At 42.8% G+C, this 19,271-nt stretch carries 13 protein-coding genes and 5 tRNA genes; 2 read left to right on the top strand and 16 right to left on the bottom strand.

Annotation, left to right across the window (positions count from 1 at the left end; translation table 11 throughout):
• Window positions 1-109: 109 nt before the first annotated feature.
• From menC to RSX31_RS07960, 6 genes are all read right to left on the bottom strand, one after another.
• Window positions 110-1,216 carry an o-succinylbenzoate synthase gene (gene menC / locus RSX31_RS07985; protein ID WP_397548088.1) on the bottom strand — a complete coding sequence of 369 codons (1,107 nt, stop codon included), beginning with the start codon at window positions 1,214-1,216 and terminating at the stop codon, window positions 110-112.
• Window positions 1,206-2,696: an o-succinylbenzoate--CoA ligase gene (locus tag RSX31_RS07980; RefSeq protein WP_148971362.1), complete on the bottom strand. Its 1,491-nt coding sequence runs from the start codon at window positions 2,694-2,696 to the stop codon at window positions 1,206-1,208. The genes menC and RSX31_RS07980 overlap by 11 nt, the downstream gene beginning before the upstream one ends.
• A 95-nt stretch (window positions 2,697-2,791) precedes the next feature.
• Complete coding sequence (gene menB / locus RSX31_RS07975) at window positions 2,792-3,610, bottom strand: 1,4-dihydroxy-2-naphthoyl-CoA synthase (protein WP_148971361.1); 819 nt, start codon at window positions 3,608-3,610, stop codon at window positions 2,792-2,794.
• 15 nt (window positions 3,611-3,625) lie between these two features.
• The gene (menH, locus tag RSX31_RS07970; RefSeq protein ID WP_397548087.1) at window positions 3,626-4,429 is read right to left on the bottom strand and encodes a 2-succinyl-6-hydroxy-2,4-cyclohexadiene-1-carboxylate synthase; all 804 of its coding nucleotides are present in this window, start codon (window positions 4,427-4,429) and stop codon (window positions 3,626-3,628) included.
• A gap of 2 nt (window positions 4,430-4,431) precedes the next feature.
• Window positions 4,432-6,174: a 2-succinyl-5-enolpyruvyl-6-hydroxy-3-cyclohexene-1-carboxylic-acid synthase gene (gene menD / locus RSX31_RS07965; protein ID WP_315634207.1), complete on the bottom strand. Its 1,743-nt coding sequence runs from the start codon at window positions 6,172-6,174 to the stop codon at window positions 4,432-4,434.
• Entirely contained in the window at window positions 6,167-7,576 is a 1,410-nt protein-coding gene (locus RSX31_RS07960) for an isochorismate synthase (protein ID WP_315634206.1), read from the bottom strand. The genes menD and RSX31_RS07960 overlap by 8 nt, the downstream gene beginning before the upstream one ends.
• A gap of 300 nt (window positions 7,577-7,876) precedes the next feature.
• On the opposite strand from RSX31_RS07960, the gene RSX31_RS07955 reads away from it, so the two are divergent.
• Together RSX31_RS07955 and RSX31_RS07950 are read left to right on the top strand one after the other, a co-directional pair.
• Entirely contained in the window at window positions 7,877-8,800 is a 924-nt protein-coding gene (locus tag RSX31_RS07955) for a 1,4-dihydroxy-2-naphthoate polyprenyltransferase (protein WP_315634205.1), read from the top strand.
• A 480-nt stretch (window positions 8,801-9,280) separates the two neighbouring features.
• Complete coding sequence (locus RSX31_RS07950; RefSeq protein WP_397541052.1) at window positions 9,281-10,042, top strand: TraR/DksA C4-type zinc finger protein; 762 nt, start codon at window positions 9,281-9,283, stop codon at window positions 10,040-10,042.
• A gap of 38 nt (window positions 10,043-10,080) precedes the next feature.
• Here the strand turns inward: RSX31_RS07950 and RSX31_RS07945 are convergent, their stop codons facing one another.
• The 10 genes from RSX31_RS07945 to RSX31_RS07900 form a co-directional block, all read right to left on the bottom strand.
• On the bottom strand, window positions 10,081-12,486 hold the full coding sequence (locus RSX31_RS07945; RefSeq protein WP_315634204.1) for a glycogen/starch/alpha-glucan phosphorylase: 2,406 nt from the start codon (window positions 12,484-12,486) through the stop codon (window positions 10,081-10,083).
• Window positions 12,476-13,921, bottom strand: a complete 1,446-nt coding sequence (gene glgA / locus RSX31_RS07940; RefSeq protein WP_315634203.1) for a glycogen synthase GlgA — start codon at window positions 13,919-13,921, stop codon at window positions 12,476-12,478. The genes RSX31_RS07945 and glgA overlap by 11 nt, the downstream gene beginning before the upstream one ends.
• Window positions 13,918-14,946: a GlgC family sugar phosphate nucleotidyltransferase gene (locus RSX31_RS07935; RefSeq protein ID WP_148996185.1), complete on the bottom strand. Its 1,029-nt coding sequence runs from the start codon at window positions 14,944-14,946 to the stop codon at window positions 13,918-13,920. Before RSX31_RS07935 ends, glgA begins: the two co-directional genes overlap by 4 nt.
• A 39-nt stretch (window positions 14,947-14,985) precedes the next feature.
• Window positions 14,986-16,143: a glucose-1-phosphate adenylyltransferase gene (locus RSX31_RS07930; protein WP_148996186.1), complete on the bottom strand. Its 1,158-nt coding sequence runs from the start codon at window positions 16,141-16,143 to the stop codon at window positions 14,986-14,988.
• 16 nt (window positions 16,144-16,159) lie between these two features.
• Complete coding sequence (gene glgB / locus RSX31_RS07925; protein WP_397548081.1) at window positions 16,160-18,040, bottom strand: 1,4-alpha-glucan branching enzyme; 1,881 nt, start codon at window positions 18,038-18,040, stop codon at window positions 16,160-16,162.
• An 811-nt stretch (window positions 18,041-18,851) separates the two neighbouring features.
• A tRNA-Glu gene (locus tag RSX31_RS07920) sits at window positions 18,852-18,923 on the bottom strand.
• Window positions 18,924-18,929: 6 nt separating this feature from the next.
• Window positions 18,930-19,020, bottom strand: a tRNA-Ser gene (locus RSX31_RS07915).
• Between the two features lie 7 nt (window positions 19,021-19,027).
• Window positions 19,028-19,102 (bottom strand) — tRNA-Asn (locus tag RSX31_RS07910).
• Between the two features lie 9 nt (window positions 19,103-19,111).
• Window positions 19,112-19,188, bottom strand: a tRNA-Ile gene (locus RSX31_RS07905).
• A 9-nt stretch (window positions 19,189-19,197) separates the two neighbouring features.
• Window positions 19,198-19,271, bottom strand: a tRNA-Gly gene (locus RSX31_RS07900).

The raw sequence follows: 19,271 nt of genomic DNA, 5'->3' as shown, positions 1-19,271 counted from the left end.
TGCACCGCAACTACTGGTTGCCACCTTTAATCATTCAATCGAACGAGAAATAAGCAGGATCCAGATGGAACCTGCTTATAGATAAATTCTTTTTTTTGATCGAGGGTAATTACTGGTTAAACATTTCTTTACCTATTGTCACATGACCTAATCGTTTTCTGTTCAACTCCACACCTATCCCAGGACCATCCAAGCGTTCCGCCACACCATTTTTCACAACGATGGGAGAAGTGATGATATCTTCTTCCCAATATTTCGAGGAAGAGGATATATCACCGGGAATCGAGAAGCCCTCGAGAGTGGCAAGGGCCAGATTATGAGCCCTGGAAACCCCAAACTCGATCATGCCCCCACACCATACTTTGATGTAATTCTCCTGGCACAACCGGTAGATTTCCAAAGCACTTGTGTACCCTCCGACTCTGCCAAGCTTGATATTGACAACTCCGCAGCTATTTAAATAGATGGCACTCTTCATATCATGAGTGGTTACGATGCTCTCATCCAAACAAATCGGAGTCTGCAACTCTTTTTGTAAAAGAGAGTGTTCCACTAAATCGTCAACTCCCAAAGGCTGTTCGATCATCTCCAGCCCATACGCATCCAATGCCTGTAGTTGGGCTTTGTCTTCAAGGGAGTATGCTGAATTGGCATCAGCCAATAGCGTAAGAGAAGGAAAATGGTCCCTCAACTCTTTCACCATCTCCACATCCGCTCCAGGAGAGATTTTCAGCTTTATGCGTTGATATCCTTCTTGCACAAGTTCTTCAGCCTGATGGATCATCTCTTTCACGGAGTCGGCCCCCACAACGGCGCCAGCAAGAATTTCAGCACGCGTCCCCCCTATCATCTCCCAGAGAGGAACGCTATGCTGTCTGGCATAGAGATCCCACAAAGCCATTTCAAGTGCAGCCTTCGCCATTGAATTCCCCCTTACAGCTTCGAATCTTCTTCCGATTTCTTTAGGGTGTTTAAATGGGTGGCTGTTCATTAAAGGAATTAATACATCTTTGATCATATGATGGGATGTTTTCACGGTTTCTTCTGTATACCACGGAGTGGAAAAAGCAACTCCCTCTCCCAGCCCAATCAATCCGTCGGCATCCTGAATCTCTACGATGATCCCTTCCCGTTTTTCAACCGTTTGCAGATGTGTCACAAATGGCTTTTTCAAAGGCATCGATATGATGTGTAGGGTAATGGATTTAATCTTCATCGGCATACAGCCCTTTTTCCCATTGATCCCGTAACACTCTTCTCAGCAGCTTGTTCGAGGCATTTCGTGGTAACTCATCTACTTGGATTATTTTTTTCGGCTGTTTATATGATGCCAGATTATCGGAGCAATAGTTTAAGATCTCTTCTTTTGTAAGACGCTCTTTTTTAACGATGAACGCACAGGGAATTTGTCCCCATGTGTCATTTGGAATTCCAACCACCCCGGCATCCTCTACTCCCTCACAGCCCAACAGCACACTTTCAATTTCGGCAGGATACACATTTTCTCCCCCGGAAATGATGAGGTCTGATCGCCGGTCCAATACAAATAAGAACCCATCTTCATCTACAAAGCCGATATCCCCAGTATGAAACCAGCCATTTTCAAAGCTCTTCGCATTGGCTTCCTCTCTTTGGTAATATCCGGTCGTCACATTCGGGCCTTTCACAAGAATTTCACCCTCTTGATTTGCTTGAGCTGCACCCTTTTCATTCTTGATTCTTAATTCTGAAGGAAAGAGTGGTTTACCCGCTGACCCCAGCTTCGTCATACTATATTCAGGTGATAACGTCACGATTTGAGAAGCCGTTTCCGTCATTCCATATGTTTGAAAGACGGGCACTCCCTTATCCTTACAAGCCTGAAGTAAAGGAAGTGGTGCAGGTCCGCCGCCTAACAGCATACAGCGGAAATTCGGGTGATACGTTCGGTTCCCTGCATCGTTCATCAAACGCTGAAGCATATTGCTTACAACCGACATGATTGTGACCCTTCCACTTTCAAGCTCATGATTGATGGTCTCGACGTCGAAGGTTTCAAACAGTCGTACCTTCATTCCATAAATCACACTTCTCATAAGGATCGAATATCCGCTTATATGAAAGAGAGGAACCGAGCAAAGCCAGGCATCATTTTCACTTATTCCGAGATTCAAAGAAGATCCAATGGCACTCCACCAATGGTTTCCATACGATTGAAGGACTCCTTTGGGTGCTCCGGTCGTACCAGATGTGTACATAACCGAGCATGCTTGGTCTAACTGAAAATAATCCTTTACTTTAAAGCGTGTAGGGGCTGTTTGCAGCAATTGAGAAAATGGTATTCCATCAACGTGTTCCCCTAAAAAAGACAGCTTCCCCTCAAACTCATCGTCATAAATGACCGTCGTTAACTCCATATCCTGTATTTGAAAAGATAATTCATTCGAACTCAGTTTGTTGTTTAATAATACAGTCGTGAATCCAAGCTGTTGAATGGCATGAACGACCAACACAGATTCCACTTTATTTTTTATCATGAGTCCTACAAATGGATGGTTGGAAGATTTCACTATGGTATGAAGCTGCTCACCGATGTGAATTGATTTTTCCCAGAGCTCTCCGAAGGTATACTCAACATCACCATTACTTATTGCCATTCGATCAGGGGTTAAGAACGCTCTTTGTTTTAGCCAATTAGGCAGTTGCTGTGTAGTCATCCCGTCATTCTCCATTCCTTTCTTGTTTGTGCTTTTTATAACCTTTATTTAAAAAAGCCCGACGAATCCATAAAGATTCATCAGGCCACCTTAGATCAAGGGAAACGAGGGAATTGTCCAAAGTCCGGTTTACGCTTTTCTTTGAATGCGTCGCGGCCTTCCTTGGCTTCTTCCGTTGTGTAGTATAGAAGTGTAGCGTCTCCTGCAAGTTGTTGCAGACCCGCTAATCCATCTGTATCTGCGTTGAATGAAGCTTTTAAGAAACGAAGGGCAGTCGGACTTTTTTCAAGCATTTCTGATGCCCACTGAACCGTTTCCGTTTCAAGCTGCTCATATGGAACGACTGTATTGACAAGACCCATTTCAAGCGCTTCTTGTGCGTTATACTGACGGCACAGGTACCAGATTTCCTTTGCTTTCTTGTGACCGACGATGCGTGCAAGATATCCTGCACCGTATCCGGCGTCAAAGCTACCTACCTTAGGACCAGTTTGTCCGAAGATTGCATTGTCAGCAGCAATCGTAATATCACATACGACATGAAGGACATGTCCTCCTCCGATGGCATAACCTGCTACCATTGCGATGACCGGCTTAGGGATCACTCGGATCAGGCGCTGTAAGTCCAGTACATTCAGTCGCGGAATTTCATCTTCCCCGACGTATCCGCCATGTCCTCGTACTCTTTGGTCTCCACCTGAACAGAATGCCTTTTCTCCAGCACCTGTTAAAACGATGACACCGACTTTGGAATCGTCACGTGCATATGCAAATGCATCGATTAATTCCATTACAGTTTTAGGACGAAAAGCGTTGCGAACTTCTGGTCGATTGATCGTGATTTTTGCGATCCCATTGTATGTTTCGTACAAAATATCTTCGTAGTTTCTTTCTGAAACCCATTCAAAAGCCATTGGTTTGTTCCTCCTTTATGTAGTTAACAGTAGATCCTCTATTATTGTACCAAACTTTCGCGGTTCTTCCACATGAATTGCATGACCTGTGTTAGAAATTGTCATGATTTGAAAGTCCGGATTGATTTTTTTCATTTCTTCCGCAATATGAACAAACTTATGATCCAGCTCACCTACAAGTAAATGGACTGGAAGAGATAGCTGACCAAGCTTGTCCCACCATGAGGTTTGAGCCCCTGTCCCCATTCCTTTCAAGCTATTTGATAAGCCTAAAGGAGACTGACTCAGGCGCTGCTTACGAATCTCGGCACGCTCATCTTCAGTAAGTCTTTTTTGAGAAGCAAACAAAGGGATCTCCTCCCAAAGTTCGACAAATGCTTCCATTCCTTCTCTCATGATCCGGTCGGCTAACGCATGGTCTTTTTTCCGCCGTTCCACTCTTTCTTCACCCGTTTTCAATCCGGGAGAGGCACTTTCAAGAATCAAAGTCTTCACCTTTTGAGGATAGCTCATGGTGAAGTGAAGGGCCGTCCGACCTCCCATGGAATAGCCGATCAAGATCGCCTCGTCCACTTCAAGTGCAGACAAAATGGAATCAAGATCACTTGATACATGATCCATTGTATATCTTGATGGATCTTCAGGGGATTCTGTGCGGCCATGACCAATCAAATCAATGGTTATGCACCTATACGCAATAGATAACTGATCGGTGATTTCTGACCATGTTGTCGTATCCCCGGTAAAACCATGAAGAAAAACCAAAGGCTCTCCTTCTCCTTTAACTTCTACAAAATAGCGAATATCATTCACTTGCAGGATCAATGATTTTCACCCTCATATTTCTTCATCATTTCCCGGGAAACAAAATTCCACAAATTACGATGATTTGCTACATTTTCTTCACGGTTCGTCATCACTTCGATGATTTTCAAGCCATTTCTGAGCTGTGCTTCCGTTACAGCATTGGCAAATTCTTCTTCTGATTCCACTCGGAAATAACCGGCTTCGTAAAGCTTGGCTGCATGAGAAAAATCCAGATCCATCGGCGTGCCGAACAGCTCTTCAAAGTATTCACCTTCACTCGCTTGAGGAAGATAGGAAAAGATTCCCCCACCATTATTATTAAGGACTACTATGGTCAGATTCAGCTTATATTTTTTCCCAACGAGAAGGCCGTTTAAATCGTGGAAGAAAGCAAGATCCCCAATCAAAAGATACATGGAATCCGAGCAAGTGCTCATCCCAAGTGCTGTCGACACCACGCCATCAATTCCGTTCGCTCCCCGATTGGCATAGATACCGATTGACCGATCATTACTAAAGAAAAACGTATCGATGTCCCGTATCGGCATGCTGTTGCTGACAAATACATTAGACTTTTCAGGCAGATGTTGAATAAGGTCACTTACTGCCATTCCTTCATCCCACGAATGATGACCATTAAGAAGCAGTTCCTTTGTGGAATGATTCACATTCTTCCAGTGATTGATCCAATCATAAGAACCCTCTCGGCTTGGCTCAATGATCATGCTTTGACAGAATAAGCCCTCATCACAATAGATGTATTCCGTCCCTTTCGATATGGGATCCTGCCACTCTTCACCCGGACTTACGATCCAGTATGGGATTTCTGAAAGACTTTTCAGAAACAACATGAGAGGTTTTGATACAGGCATTGCTCCGAAACGAATCACGATTTCAGGATGCAGGCTCTCCTTTACTCCATCAATCTTCAAGAACGTATCATAGGTATCGATAATTTGTGCCTTCGAATGAGAACCGCTCCTCATTTGGGAGAGGGGGTCCGCTGCGATTGGAAAACCGAATTGCTCACTAAATTCAACGATGTAGTCAATCGAATCACTATTCAGCCCTGGCCCGCAAATAATCAGACCTCTCTCTTTATTTCGGAGTATCCCTTGAAGCTCTTGAGCGACAGCGGGGGACAGGCTTCTCTCTCCGTGAAGGACCCTTTTTGCTTTAGAATCTGTTGAATAAGAAACGTTTTTTAAATCAGGAATTAACGGTTCCCTGAATGGAAAGTTAAAGTGAACGGGTCCTTTCGGTTCTCCCAATGAAAGTCCTATTCCTCTGGATGCTGAAGACCTTGCATATTCAAGCATGGACGGACTATTTTCCGGCAGTGCCATATCCACTGTCCATTTTACATGTTTTCCATATAGATCCAGCTGATCAATTGCTTGCGGGGCACCTACCTCCCGCAGCTCATGGGGACGATCAGCCGTCAACACGAGCAATGGCACTTTCGCGTAGCGTGCTTCAATAATCGCCGGATAATAATTAGCTGCTGCCGTTCCGGATGTACAGAGGATGGCGACCGGCTTTTTCTTTGCTTTCGCAACCCCTAAAGCAAAGAAAGCAGCAGAACGTTCATCTACATTAATGTACGTTTTCACTTCAGTATGATGGGTGAATAACAAAGCCAAAGGAGTAGAACGGGAGCCAGGGCTAATGACTACTTCGTCTACTCCATTTCCAACCAATTCTTCAATAAATGCCGCTAAATAATGAGTTAACTTCTGCTGATGTTCATCAATCATGTACTTTTCCCCCTAATGCTCTCAGCATCGGTCGAAATTTCATTTGTGTTTCTTTAAACTCACTTTCAGGTTCGGAGTCTGCCACAATTCCACACCCAGCATATAAATAGGCTTTATCTCCCTGTAGGAGACCCGAACGAAGGGCAACGGCATACTCCCCATTTCCATAGGCATCGATCCAGCCTACGGGGCCTGCATATAATCCTCGATCCATCTCTTCCTCTTCCCTGATTACGTGCAATGCTTTATCCCTTGGAACTCCACCTAATGCAGGAGTCGGGTGTAATTTTCCCACCAATTCCAAAAGGGATGTATGTTTACATGCCTGTCCTGTGACAGGAGTATATAAATGCTGAATGTCTTTCAGCTTCATCAATTGAGGCGATGATGGAATCGTCAACGACTCACAGTAAGGTGCAAGAGCCTCATGGATGCTTTCAACAACAAGCTGATGCTCGTAACGGTTCTTCTCATCTTCGAGGAGCTCCGTTCCCAGTTTCTCGTCGTTTTCCAACGTATCCCCGCGTGCAATCGATCCTGCTAAACAGGTGGAAAGAACATCATCTCCTGTTTTCTTGACAAGTCGTTCAGGTGTGGCCCCAATAAAACAGCTTTCTTCCCTTTCAAAACTGAAAACAAAGCTGTCCGGCTGCTGCTTCCACAAATTATCCAATACAAAGTCAGATGACACTTTCGTATCAAACGCCACTTCACATTTTCTAGCAAGCACTACTTTATCCATCTCGCCCTGTTTTAAACGATTCACCACATTTTGAACAGAATCCTTCCATTCTTGAGGCTTCATATCCTTATTTTGCAGCCATCGGGGCTGTTCAGGTATATTTGGCATCCCCGCGTTTTCAAGAAGCTCTTCTTTAATCCTGAAAAGGTCATGAAATAAACTTTCTTCCGACTCTTCCGGATGACAAATGAAATTCATCGTTAAATAATTGGTTTTCCCCGGCTTTGTCAGCATAAACAACGGTAATTGAAACGCACCGTTCGAAAATTGCTCCCACTCTTCCCCGATATCATTAAGCGGATCAAAGCTAAATCCCCCAAATAACAAAGGACCTGTGCCTGTCCATTCTTCCCCGGTCACAATCACTGACTCTTCAATTAAGCGCTTCCACTCTTTCTCAACCGTAAAAAATCGGTCATTTATATCATTTGCAGACATGATATGAGCTGCTCCAAGCCCTACCAGCGAGATGGTATGATCACGGTCCTTCCATAAAAAACGCTCTCCGATAAAAGAGCTTCCTCCATAATAAAAAGAAAGAGGATCCACTGCATCTACTTCCTCCACTATGCTGAGAAGGACGGGGTGATGTATTTGTTTAGCCTTCATTTTGGCTGTATCATATGCTTTTTCAATTTTGGTTTTATGAATGGTAACCAATTGAATTCCCCCAAACAAAATCACGTACGATATTCAAACTTATTATAAGATACACCTGTCTTAAAGGTGTGTCAACGAAGTTTAAGACATGATACAATTTTTATCCTTATTATATAATAAACCCTTTTTCCCCTTTTGAGAAACCAAAAGCGTTGTAAAAGTACTCAATTATTGGAAAATAGCACCTTCGCGGATTTTAAGAAAATGATTGACAGTCCTCTTCCCTTTACCTACACTTTAATCTGTAAAGGAATTGTAATGTTTTCTGAAAATTCCTTATTGCGTAAGGGAGAGAGTATGATGGAACAACAAGCATCCAATGTTTTGGAATCAGATAAAGGGTGGAAAATCTGGTGGCAGCTTACAAGGCCACACACACTAACAGCAGCATTTGTACCTGTTTTACTAGGCACTGTTCTTGCACTTCAATTTACTACAGTAAACGTACCATTATTTGCAGCCATGCTTATTGCATGCTTGCTTATCCAGGCTGCTACCAATATGTTCAACGAGTATTATGACTATAAGCGAGGCCTGGATACAGAGCATTCTGTAGGTATCGGAGGAGCAATTGTCCGGAACGGGGTCAAACCCTCCACGGTCATAAACCTCGCCTTTTCACTGTACGGAATTGCCCTTTTATTAGGAATTTATATTTGTCTTTATAGCACATGGTGGCTGGCACTCATAGGTATAGTGTGCATGGCAGCGGGGTACTTTTATACTGGAGGACCTATGCCAATTGCTTACACGCCTTTTGGAGAAATCGTCGCAGGGTTCTTTATGGGACTAGTGATCATTCTCATATCGTTTTACATTCAAACTGAATATATCAATGGTGACAGCATCCTATTGTCTGTTCCCGTATCTATTTTAGTCGGCGCCATTCTATTAGCGAATAACATCCGCGACCTGGACGGTGATAAAGAAAACGGCCGTAAAACCATCGCCATTCTTCTAGGAAGAAAAGGAGCCATCGTCCTGTTGGGCGGCATGTTTGTTGTATCCTATGGCTGGATAATCGGGCTTGTCCTTGCCGGCGTTTCATCTCCTTGGCTGTTCGTTGCCTTTCTTAGTATCCCGAAAGCCGTCAAGGCCACGACAGGATTCATCGGAAAATCACAGCCAATCGAAATGATGCCAGCCATGAAAGCCACCGCACAAACGAATACCATCTTTGGATTCCTGCTATCCATTGGACTATTACTTGCATATATGCTTTAAAAAAATGTGAGTCGACTCTTCATTTAGGGTTCGACTCTTTTTTATATGCTCTTTTTACAATGATTGTTATATTCCTGAATGTACTAAATCTTCTAAAAACAGTAACGGTTTGATAGTTGATTGTGTGCCAGAACTATAAGAAAAGTACTTCCATCACTAAAAATTGACCATTATACACATTGAAAAATGTATTTTTTTAAATATATGGTAATTTCAATAATTAAAGTTGGACTTATGCATAGAAAGTTGATTGGAGCGGAAGATGCTCGACTCCTGCGGGAATAGCGGGAATGTTGAGACCCCGCAGGGCAAAGCCCGAGGAGGCTCAACTCACTCCCGCGGAAAGCGAGCATCTTGAGCGGAAATCAACTACCGCTCGCTAATTGAAAAAGCAACATAAAACAACCTTTTATGTTTTAACAACCCCACTTTCGGATAAAGTATGGTTAGTACATTATTTAAGCGAACATAATGAAGGATGTGAAGAAATTGCTAACAGACAGCCAAAAACAGACACTAAAACAAGAATTGGTTCAACAGGAAAAACAGTTACAAGAACATTTACATCAGGATTTAGATAATCTTCACCATACAAATGAACGTGATAACTCAGGTGAACTCTCCCTTTACGATAATCATCCTGCCGACATGGGAACAGAGTTATATGAACGGGAGAAGGATTTCGCCATAGATGATCACGCCAAACTGGAACTAAATAAAATTCACAATGCCCTGCAGGCGATCGAACAAGGAACATATGGACAATGTAAAGAATGCGGTCAGGAAATTCCTTATGAGCGTTTGGAAGTCATTCCGACCACACTCTATTGTAAAGACCATTCACCGGAACAATCGACACCCCAGGATAGACCAGTAGAAGAAGATGTGCTGCAGCCGCCTGTTGATAATGAATTCAGGCACGAAACAGACGGAAATGTCCGGGATGACCATGACAGCTTTCAGGAAGTAGGCCGCTTCGGCACATCCGAAACTCCTTCTGACTTCGAAGGGGATTATGAAGACTATTCTGAATTGTATCAGGATGAAGACACATCAGAAGGATTTACAGAGGATTTCGAGTCCTTTGTCGGAACCGACATGGAAGGCTCCAACCGCAAGGCATATCCTTCGAAAACCCATGAAGAATATGAGGATATGCTGGATGAAAACAATATGGAATCCACATTAGGTGACATTCCGTATAAAGATGGCGACGGTTATATTTCTGATAAGAAGAAATAATTTTAAAAAGCTTGGGGAAAATTTCCCCAAGCTTTTTTCTACTTTATTAAACTCCCTTGTGCAATGCCCCAGATGTCCTTCGCATACTGCTCAATCGTCCGGTCACTCGAGAAATAGCCGGAGTTAGCAATATTCTGCAAGCACATTCTTGACCAATGCTCTTTATTTTCATACGCTTTTCCTGCTTGTTCTTGAGCCCTGACATAAGAGTCGAAATCCCTCAGGACAAAGAATTGATCGTTCTCCGTCAATAAAGAGTCATAAATGGTTTCAAAATGGTCACCAGCATCAGGAAGTGTATCGTCAACCAATTGATTCAACACCCTCTTGATGCGGGTATCATAGTGAAAATACTCCATTGCATAATATCCACCGTGATGCTGATATTTCATCACTTCATCAGCTGTTAAACCAAATATAAAGATATTCTCTTTGCCTACTTGCTCAAGAATCTCAATATTTGCCCCGTCCAATGTCCCAATGGTCATGGCTCCGTTCATCATGAACTTCATATTTCCTGTACCGGAGGCTTCTTTGCTTGCAGTTGAAATCTGTTCAGACAAATCAGCTGCGGGAATGATTTCTTCAGCTAATGATACCCGGTAATTTTCCAGGAATACGACTTTAATCCGCCCTTTTACAAGCGGGTGGTCATTCACCAGATCCGCTACAGAGTGAATCAACTTAATGATTTTCTTCGCATAGTAGTAACCCGGGGATGCTTTTGCTCCAAAAATGAACGTTCGCGGATGAAAATCAAAGCTTGGATCTTCCACACAACGATTATAAAGGTGAAGAATGTGTAAAACATTCATGAGCTGTCGTTTATACGCATGTAGCCGCTTCACTTGAATGTCAAATATCGAAGTAGGATCCACGACGATTCCATTACTTTCAAATATTCGATCTGCAAGCTTCCGTTTATTTTCCTGTTTTACATCATACAGGTCCTTAAGAAACGCCGTATCGTGATGATACTCTTTCAAGTCCGCTAACTTACCTGGATCTTTAATCCACCCATCCCCGATGGAAGACGATATCAGATTCGACAGAGAAGGGTTGCTATTCAATAGCCATCTTCTATGTGTAATTCCATTTGTTTTACTATTAAATTTATCAGGATAATATTGATAGAATAAGTTCATTTCTCTTAGCTTTAAGATTTCAGTATGAATCTTTGCCACTCCATTCACACTAAAGCTTCCTACAATCGCCAGGTGAGCCATTTTCACTTCATCATGGGAGATGATCGCCATATCCTCTATCCGCTTCCATTCACCGGGATACTCCTTCCACAACTCCTGACAGAATCGCTCGTTGATCTCATTCACGATCATGTGAATGCGGGGGAGCAGGGGTTGGAAAATACGGATCGGCCATCTTTCCAATGCTTCTGATAGAGTCGTATGATTCGTATAGGCAAATGTATTCGTCGTGATTTTCCACGCTTCTTCCCATTCAAAGGAATATTCATCAAGAAGGACCCTCATCAGTTCTGGTATCGCGAGGACAGGATGAGTATCATTGATATGGATTGAAATGTTTTCATGAAGCTCCTTCAAATCCCCGTTACGATACAGGTAGGAATCAAGAATAGAACGGATGCTTGCTGATACCAGGAAGTATTGCTGTTTCAAGCGCAGGATTTTCCCTTCCTCATGAGTATCGTCAGGATAAAGAAATTCGGTGATCGCTTCAGTATCACGCTTGTATTTCATCATATCTTTACCGGCTTTATAGGCAGCAGGTTCAGCACTCCATAATCGCAGAGTATTGACCGTCGACGTTTCATATCCCACAACAGGCATATCATAAGGAACGGCGGCTACTACTTCTGCATCCACATGGCGAAACTTCAATACATCATTTTCTGTATAGGACTCCACCTTCCCCCAGAAAGGTACTTCGACGGTAAGATCTGACTTTCGAACTTCCCATACATGTCCATGACGCAGCCACTGCTCAGGAAGCTCCATCTGAAAACCGTTGACAATCTTTTGTTCAAATAATCCATGCTTGTAACGGATCCCATATCCATGTCCCGGTAAGTTAAGGGAAGCCAATGAGTCCAGGAAACATGCAGCCAAGCGACCCAGACCACCGTTTCCGAGTCCTGCATCGTGCTCCACCTCTTCCATTTCAGCAAGGTCAATTCCTAAATCCTTTAATCCCTTATCCACAATATCGTAGATTCCTAAGTTCATCAGGTTCTGGCGAAGCAGGCGTCCCAAGAGAAATTCAATCGATAAGTAATACACCTGCTTTTGTTTACTGAACCGGTACTGCTCATTCGTATGAATCCAGTTCATCGAGATGTATTCCCGTATAAGATGACCTAATGTAAAAAACTGATCCTGACTGGTGGATTCAGGAAACGTCTTTCCATACATCATTTCAAGCTTCTTCAGAAACATTTCTTTAAATTCAATTGGATCAGAAAACATGGCTTTCACTCCTTGATACCAGGTCAGCATATAGTTGATTATACTTAAAGGCCGATTGGGCCCAACTATAATCTTTATTCATTGCAGTTCGTACAATATGATTCCATGTTTCCGGATCTTCGTAGAAATACGATAGAGCTCTTCGATACGTGTAGAGCATATCGTGAGCATTAAAGTTCTTAAACGAAAAACCGTTCCCTGTCTTCGTTTCTTCATTATAGGATTCAACCGTATCGTTCAATCCGCCAGTCTCCCGGACAAGCGGAAGGGCTCCATATCTCATGGCAATCAATTGACCCAGTCCGCACGGCTCGAACTTAGAAGGCATCAGGAATATATCACTGGCAGAATAGATCTGTTTTGCCAGTTCCTCATTAAATCCGATTTGCACCCTGACCTTATCCGGATACGTCCATTCCATCTCCCTGAAGAACTGTTCAAACTCCCAATCCCCTGTTCCCAACAGGACAAACTGAACATTTTCCTGAATCATTTCATGAAAGACGCCCCTGACCAGTTCAAGCCCCTTTTGGTTCGTTAACCTTGAAATGATGGATACAAGGGGGATTCCTTCGTCCTCTTCCAGTCCAAGACTTTTTTGCAGATGGCGCTTTGCCTGCTTCTTTCCATGAAGATTGCCGCTGAAATAAGGAAACTCCCCCTCATCAGGATTGTACACTTCATCGTCGATTCCATTGAGGATTCCCAACAATTGGTTATACCGTTGACCAAGGATATTATGAAGCTTTTCTCCATAGTATGGCGTGAGGATTTCCTCTTTATATGTAGGACTCACAGTTGTGACAAAATCCGATGAAATGAGCGCCCCTTTCATGAAATTGATGTTTCCATAAAACTCGAGGTATTCATGGTGAAAATACCTCTCGGAGATGCCTAACAGGTCAGTCATCACCTGTTTAGGGTAAATCCCTTGAAATTGCAGATTATGAATGGTGAACACGCTGCGGATAAATGAATAGCCCGGTCTCTCCTGATACTCGCTTCTCAACAAGAACGGAACCATGCCAGTGTGCCAGTCATGACAATGAATCACATCCGGATAAAAATCAAGAACAGCGATACTTTCCAAGACAGCTCTTGTAAAATACGCGAATCGCTCCCCATCATCAAAATATCCGTACAGACGATCCCGATTAAAATAGTATTCATTGTCGACAAAATAATACGTTACTCCACTTTCGGTGTACTCTTCAATCCCACAATACTGATTTCGCCAGCCGACTGACACGAAAAACTCTTTCTTTCGTTTCATTTTCGAACGAAACTCATGGGGGATTCCACCGTATTTAGGCAGAATCACCCTGACATCCGTCCCTAAACTTCTTAACTCCTTAGGCAGGGCGCCTGCAACGTCCGCTAAGCCTCCAGATTTAATAAAAGGGACACACTCGGATACTACAAATAACACTTTCACGAATTCATCAGCGCTCCTTGAATCATCCCTTTGCGAATGACTATTGGGTTGTTTGGATCTCCGATAAGCTTTACGCCATCCTCGATTTTCACATCTTTATCTAAGATCACATTCTCTAGTACACAGTTATCTCCAATTTGGCTCTTCTGCATAATGATGCTGCCCGAAATCGTTGTATTTTTTCCAACCTTCACCGCTCTGAACATCGTAGAATTCTTCACTTGGCCTTCGATGAAGCATCCATTGGCGATGATGCTATTTTTCACACTTGCAGCCGATGTGTAGCGTGTTGGCGGCTCATCCTTCACCTTTGTATAGATTGGCATATCTTTCTTGAACAGCTCTTTCCAATATGATAAGTTCATTAGCTTCATGCTGGCATCATAGTATTCTTCAATGCAATCAATCGTTTGAACAAATCCATCATGCTCATAGCCGCACACCTTAAAGCCGCTATCCATGTCCTCTACGACATCCTGCATACATGTATAGCCTGTTTCACGTCGCTTCTGGATCAAGTCAATGAGTGTACTTGTTTTCACCAGGTACATGTCTAAAGAGTTTCCGTTATGACGCATTTCCGTTATATCACAGCCGATTCGTATATGGCGTTCAAGGACCGGTTGGTAGTCAATATTACATAACGTAAAGCAATTGCTGATCAATGCGTATTCCTGTGTGCTTCGATTAAAATAGTCCAGGTGATGGGCGAAGTGATTAAATGACCCCACACCCTCTTCACTTGCTTCCAAGCCTGGTGCAGGGAAGAAAAACAACCCATCACGCTTCCGGTTCAGATCCCAGTTCTTCCCCGATCCAAGATGGTCCATAAGGGAACGGTATTGAAACTTAGGGAAAATCGCAACGGAACCAATATCTGAATTCACCATATTGGAGAGCACAAAGTCGATCAGGCGGTATCTGCCCGCAATCGGAAGGGCTGCTAATGAACGATGTAACAGTAAATCCTCCAACGAATCATAGTAACTAGTAGCATCAATAACGCCAAGCATAGTATTTTTCAAAACACTTCCTCCTCTTATGTTGTTATGTGGTCTTCAACCTTACACTTTTTCTTGTTCCAGTAGTGTTTCAATGAATGATTCTGTAACCAAAATGATTTCATCCGATCCTTCTTCCGGCATAATGCATAGGCCGCTCGGAACCTTGACATTCGACGGCACGATTGCCTGCTCGATATAGGCGTTTTCCCCAATGACAGCATCCGGCATAATGACTGAGCGACTGACATGCGCTCCCTTTTTCACTGTGGTTCCTTGGAACAGGACGGACTTGCGAATGGTACCTTCAATCGTACAACCTTCGTTCACAAGAGATCCTTCCACAGAAGCTTCTTCAGAAATATATTGAGGCGGTTCATTTGGATTAACCGAATACACTCTCCAATCGTGATCGAACAGATTCAGCTCATTTTCCTCATCAATCAAGTCCATATTGGCTTCCCATAGGCTCTTAACCGTCCCGACATCTTTCCAATACCCTTTAAACGGATAAGCCATCAGCTTCTTCTTCTCATCAAGAAGCAAAGGGATAACATCTTTTCCAAAGTCATGGCTGGAATCGGGATTACGCTCATCCATCTCCAAATAATCTTTAAGCACTGAATAATTGAAGATATAGATACCCATCGAAGCTAGATTACTCTTTGGAAAAGGCGGTTTTTCCTCGAACTCTGTGATTCTCATTTCCTCATTTGTGTTCATAAGACCGAACCTGCTTGCCTCATCCCAGCCTACTTCAATCACAGAAATCGAGACATCCGCTTTCTTCTCAATGTGATAATCCAGCATTTTGCTGTAATCCATCTTGTAAATGTGATCTCCAGATAGAATCAATACATATTCAGGATCATATTGCTCAAGATAATTCATATTTTGATAGATTGCACTTGCCGTTCCCGTATACCAGCGCATCTCTGATGATTCCGCATAAGGCGGCAGTACGGTCACTCCACCATTTTTACGATCAAGATCCCATGCACTTCCTATCCCGATATAAGAATTAAGTACTAAAGGTTGGTACTGAGTAAGGACACCCACCGTATCAATCCCGGAGTTAGTACAATTGCTCAATGTGAAATCTATAATGCGGTATTTCCCTCCAAACGGTACAGCTGGTTTTGCCAGGCTCTTTGTCAATGAGCTTAACCTGCTCCCTTTTCCACCTGCTAATAACATCGCTACACATCTACCTTTTCCCATCCTTTTCTCTCCCCTTTCAATCTATTGGTTTTAAATAAACGGCTGCGTATGGTGGGATTGTCATTTCCACATATCCATCTCTTCCATGGTACGACTCATTGTGCACGGTAAGAGGCAACGGATTCACCTGATGTGATCCACCAAATCGTTCATCATCGCTATTCCAAATTTCTTCATAAGAAGAAACCTTATTCACACCCACCTTATACTGGTGATACACATGAGGGCTGAAATTACAGATCACTACAAGATGATCTCCCTTCTCTTTCCCATTTCTGATAAAAGAGAAAATCTGCTGTTCTCTATTATCCACGTCCACCCATTCAAAGCCTTCTGAACAATGATCCATTTGGAATAATGGTTCAGCACCTTTATATAAATGCATAAGCTCTTTAAAATATGAATTGAATTTGTGATGAAATTCGTAATCCAATAAATGCCAATCCAACTCCTCTAAATCCTTCCACTCTGAAAACGGGGCAAGTTCACTTCCCATAAACAGAAGCTTCTTACCTGGATGAGCCATCATATAGCTCAGGAGCAGCCGATATTGAGCGAATTTCTGCCAGTAATCACCGGGCATTTTATTCAATAATGACTTCTTCCCATGTACCACCTCGTCATGGGAAAACGGAAGCACATAATTCTCTGAATACGCATATAACAATGAAAATGTTATAAGAGAATGTACATGTCTTCTTTCAGACGTATCTGTTTCCATATATTTAAGGACGTCATTCATCCATCCCATATTCCACTTATAATTAAAGCCAAGTCCTCCATAGTGGACAGGGGACGTCACCTGTGGCCAGTCTGTAGAATCCTCTGCTATCATCAATATCGAAGAGTCATACTCAAAAACAGCCTTATTCAAGTTTTTTAGAAACTGTAAGGCTCCCTCATTCGGAGCGAGCTCTCCCTGGTTTGCCCAGTAAATGATATTGGCCACTGCATCAATCCGGAAACCATCAATATGATACAGATCCATCCAGAAACGTGCATTCGAAATCAGGAAGCTTCTCACTTCCCCCTTGCCTAAATCAAAATTTGCCGTTCCCCACGTATAATTCTCACGGTCCCGTTCCTCTCCATACTCATAAGCAAACGAACCATCAAATTCATATAACCCGTGGGCATCTTTACAAAAATGACCCGGGACCCAATCCAGAATCACGCCAATATTATGTAAATGACATTCATTTACGAACGCCATCAATTCATGAGGTGAGCCGTAGCGACTAGTCGGAGAATAATAACCAGTACCCTGATACCCCCAAGAACGATCAAACGGATGCTCCGTGACAGGCAGCAACTCAATATGTGTAAATCCTTGTTCTTTCACATGAGGAATTAATTGCTGAGCTAATTCCTTATAAGAAAGAAATTTACCAGCTTTCTTCTTCCATGTGCCCAAATGCACTTCATAAATTGCCATAGGCTTGTCATAGACCGTCGAACTGGCTCGATCCTCCAGCCACTTCTCATCCTCCCAAGAAAATCCCTGCAGCTCATACACCACGCTTGCAGTATTTGGACGCTTCTCAGAAGCAAACCCATATGGATCCGCCTTCAGTTTCTTCAACCCTGATAGAGTGGTAATCTCGTACTTATACGTTTCACCCGATAGATCCCCATCAATGCGAATTGTCCATAAACCTTCGTTATTCCGCCGTGTAAGTTCATACCCGGCTCCATTCCAATGATTAAATGATCCAACCAATGAAACATGTCTTGCTTTCGGTGCCCAAACGCAAAATTCTGTATAGGTCCCAGTGGAATCTCTTCTCACATGTGAACCCATAAACTGATAGGCCTGCTGCAAATTTCCCTCATGAAACAAAAAAACATCATAATCTGATATGGTCATTGCGTTCATCATCTCACCTACATTTTTCAATCTACTTACTACTTTCTTTCAACTTCATCAAAATCCTCTTTATTATCGTCGCTCAATTACGACAATTTCCTACATACTTATGATAAAACGGTTCACTTTTGGAAAGTATTACTAAATGGTAAGGTTTACATTGGAAGAACATAGGGGAAACGTGTTGAATTCATAGCGGAATTTGTCGAAAGTTTTTAAATTAAAAAAAGTGAAATTTACGGGGAAATGCAGAAGAATTCCGGTATTATGTATCGTTTTTGGCTGGTTGTGAGAAGGATGGGCGTGTCGAATTAAGGAGCAATTAGGAATGGATGTTGGAATCTGGCAGTCACTTGCTTAGGGTGGATGAAACCTTTTTTAATGGACAATAATGGAGAAATCATGCATGAGGAGGTCGGGGTTATTGAATACTTTGAGAAGATTAATGGGGAGATTTAAGAGATAGTTGATGCATTTTTTTCTTCGAGGATCACTGACTGATGTTCCCTCAAATCCTCCGTTTATTGTATTGAAAAATTTGAACTGAAAAGAAGAGTATAGAAGTTGATAATATAATAGGGAAAGTCGATAATAAAGTGCTCAATGTAGATAATATATGTCGGAAAGTCGATAATAAAGCGGGCAATGTCGATAATATATCCCTCGTAGAAGTAGAAGCATTCTTTCACATGTAAAACCGCTTATTTTAGTTCCGATTTGGCTCCACATTCAATTAAATCTCTTCATTTAGTCATGTTTTTAATATATTTTTAATAAAATGACCACTAATTCTAATTTGTACAATAAAAAAAGACTATCAAAAATGATAGTCTTTTTTAGATGACCCATACGGGATTCGAACCCGTGTTACCGCCGTGAAAGGGCGGTGTCTTAACCGCTTGACCAATGGGCCATAATATGGCGGAGAAGGAGGGATTTGAACCCTCGCGCCGGTTGCCCGACCTACACCCTTAGCAGGGGCGCCTCTTCAGCCACTTGAGTACTTCCCCATATGATTGGCTCCGCAGGCAAGATTCGAACTTGCGACCGATCGGTTAACAGCCGATAGCTCTACCACTGAGCTACTGCGGAATAATGAAATGGTGGGCCTAAGTGGACTCGAACCACCGACCTCACGCTTATCAGGCGTGCGCTCTAACCAGCTGAGCTATAGGCCCATAAATAATTGGAGCGGGTGAAGGGAATCGAACCCTCATCATCAGCTTGGAAGGCTGAGGTTTTACCACTAAACTACACCCGC

The sequence above is a fragment of the Rossellomorea yichunensis genome (assembly GCF_032337515.1).
Lineage (GTDB): Bacteria > Bacillota > Bacilli > Bacillales > Bacillaceae_B > Rossellomorea > Rossellomorea yichunensis.
Note: the sequence above shows the minus strand (reverse complement) of the source record. Positions and strands in the feature narration are given on the sequence as shown.